The sequence below is a fragment of the Nocardia amamiensis NBRC 102102 genome (assembly GCF_001612745.1).
GTDB classification, from domain to species: Bacteria; Actinomycetota; Actinomycetes; order Mycobacteriales; family Mycobacteriaceae; genus Nocardia; species Nocardia amamiensis.
This window is the reverse complement of record NZ_BDBA01000384.1, coordinates 1-2,509: the sequence shown is the minus strand read 5'-3', so window position 1 is coordinate 2,509 and position 2,509 is coordinate 1. Positions and strand designations below refer to the sequence as shown.

General features: G+C 69.1%; 4 protein-coding genes. All 4 read left to right on the top strand.

Annotated elements, in window-relative coordinates; translation table 11 throughout:
- The coding region (locus NA4_RS37910) for a hypothetical protein (protein ID WP_218022527.1) at positions 1-503 on the top strand (503 nt) is incomplete at its 5' end.
- Between the two features lie 91 nt (positions 504-594).
- A complete protein-coding gene (locus tag NA4_RS37905) occupies positions 595-1,026 on the top strand; it encodes a hypothetical protein (protein WP_067481037.1) in 432 nt (143 codons plus the stop codon).
- 93 nt (positions 1,027-1,119) lie between these two features.
- Positions 1,120-1,842, top strand: coding sequence for a DUF7168 domain-containing protein (locus NA4_RS37900; protein ID WP_067481033.1), 723 nt, complete (start codon positions 1,120-1,122; stop codon positions 1,840-1,842).
- A 91-nt stretch (positions 1,843-1,933) separates the two neighbouring features.
- Positions 1,934-2,416, top strand: a complete 483-nt coding sequence (locus tag NA4_RS37895; protein WP_067481030.1) for a hypothetical protein — start codon at positions 1,934-1,936, stop codon at positions 2,414-2,416.
- The last annotated feature ends 93 nt before the right edge of the window (positions 2,417-2,509 follow it).

Here is a 2,509-nt window from a genome sequence, read left to right as displayed (position 1 = left end):
CCGGCGAGCGCGCACCCGCGCCCCCACCGCACCCGAGATCCGAGGAGACCATGACCACCCATCACGACGACGACCACGATCCGATCTACGACCTCTACAGCGTCGTCATGACCGACACCGAAGAACCGGCACTACTCGTCGGCCACCTCCACAACTCCTGCGAACTGCCCGAACCCGGCCAGCGCGTACCGATGTTCGACGAACTCACCCCCTACCTCGTCGCCTACAGCCCCTACCCGCTCTACGCCCTGATCAGCCACACCGACACCGGAATCCGCCGCAGCTGGAGAATCGCCCCCGCCACCTCACACCCCGGCATCCCGTCCGTCGTGCGCCTGGCCGCCGCCGACCTCACCCGACCCACCCGCGCCGCCATCATCCACGGCGGCCACATCCACCCCGCCCTGCGCCTGTCCGGCGTACCCCGACCACCCTTCCGATTCCCCGTCCACGACATCTCACCCGAAGGAGACGCGAAAACCACACCACCCCAACACAACTGACGACACCCACGGGTGAGGCACCGGGCAGACGCCCGGTGCCTCGCCTCCATCCAGCGCCCGAACTGGCGCAATATCCGCGAAAGGGTATCCCATGACCGTTCTGTTCCTTGCCCCGCTCGCAGCCGCGGCTGCCTACCCGCTCGGCGCGCTCGCCGTCCACCGGCACCTACGCCACGCCGACGCCCTCACCCCCGCCCAGCGCCGCGCCGCCGCCGCAACCTGGCCGCGACTGCTCGCACACACGATCCTGCGCCGTCGCCGCTACGCCCGCGCGGGCCGCAAGTGCGCCGCCACCGCCGATTTCCTCACCCGCCTCTCCGAATTCGGGGGATTCGAATACGCCGAAGACGCCACCGAATTCGTCAACGCCCTCCGAACCGTCGGGCAGCTGCCCACCTTCGGCGTATTCCTGCGCGACACCGCCACCGGCGCGCCGTTCGACCAACCCGCCGAACCCGCCCTGGTCGCGATCCAAGCCGCCGCCATCAAGGCCGACGAAATCCGCAAGCAGTACGGCCGCTAGACGAAAACCACACAACCGCAACACAACTCACGAAGGCACCGGGCGCAGGGTACGCGCCCGGTGCCTCCTTTCTACCCAGGAGGTACCACCCACATGGCCACCGAACGCAGCCGCGACACCATGGCCCAGCGCATCGGCCACCTGCTCAACCAGGCCGACAACGCCGCCAACGAAGCCGAGGCCGAAGCCTTCCGCAACCGGGCAATGCAGCTCATCGCCAAGACCGGCATCGAGGAGAGCGAAGCCCGCAGCACCCTCGAGGGCAAAAGCAACGACGTGATCATGGCCCTGACGTTCCAGCTCACCGGGCAATTCCTCACTCAGCAACGGATGTTGCTCGTCAACATCGCCGCCGCCCTGCACTGCTCCACGATCACCCTCGACAATTCCCGCAACGCCAAGAAAGTCCAGGTATTCGGCGTCAAGATCCACACCGAGCGCGTGCAACTGCTGTTCAGCATCCTCAACCCCCGCATGATCGCCGGTGCTACCCGCCTCATCGCACCACCCGGCGACCGGAGAGGAACCCGAGCCCTGCGCCTGGATTGGATGCTCGGCTACGTCAACCGCATCAACGAACGGCTCAGCGCCGCCGAGGAATCCGCCGCCGCCACGCGCGACGCCGAGACCGGAACGACGACACAGGCTCTCGTGCTCGTCTCCGACCTCGAACGCGCGCGCGCCGCTCTCGACAAGCGCCACCCCGACGCCACCAAGGGCCGCACCTATCGCCGCCGCGTCCAGGTCAGCGCCTACGACCAGGGCCGCGCCGCAGGTGAACGCGCGGACCTGGCCGGCCGCGCCCAGCTCGACTGAGACCCGCCACCGGCAGGCGAATCCACCACACCTCTCGGGCACCGGGCATCGCACATGCCCGGTGCCCTCACCAGCACGGAGAGCACTACACATGACCAACAACCAGGCACCCGCCTACCAGGCCCCCGAACTCGCCAACGAGCCGCAACTACTGCGCACCCTCACCCGGGTCTGCCACCAGCACGGCCGCACCGACGCCACCACACATCAGCTCCTGCGCGCCGTCGTTGCCGACGTCCGCCACGCCACCTACCGCTACCAGGTCGCCGCGGCGCTGAAGGACTACGCCGACAGCGACGATCCCGACGTCGACACCCTCGACATCCTGACCACGTTCGTCGCGAACGTGATCGGCACCGAGGACCGCCGCCCCGCGCACGCCAGCTCCCCGCACGCCAGCGCCGACGAACTCGCCCCCGAGATCCGCCAGGCCATCGCCCAGGTGGTCGATGAAATCTGGGACCGCGAAAAGGACGACTACGGCCAGCAGGAACCCGCCGACCGCGACGGCCACCCGTTCCAGGCCCTCACCCTGCTGCACCACTGGCTCGGCCGATACAGCCCCGTCCGCTGACCACCGCCCTGCCCGGCCGGAACACCAAGCCTGTTCCGGCCGGACCCGGGACACATCCTCCGCGGCCCGCCGGCCGTGCCCGCCGGGGGCGCC

Coding starts and splice junctions, on each gene's coding strand:
- NA4_RS37905 (WP_067481037.1), top strand. CDS start 595: ATGACCGTTCTGTTCCTTGCCCCGCTCGCAGCCGCGGCTGCCTACCCG.
- NA4_RS37900 (WP_067481033.1), top strand. CDS start 1,120: ATGGCCACCGAACGCAGCCGCGACACCATGGCCCAGCGCATCGGCCAC.
- NA4_RS37895 (WP_067481030.1), top strand. CDS start 1,934: ATGACCAACAACCAGGCACCCGCCTACCAGGCCCCCGAACTCGCCAAC.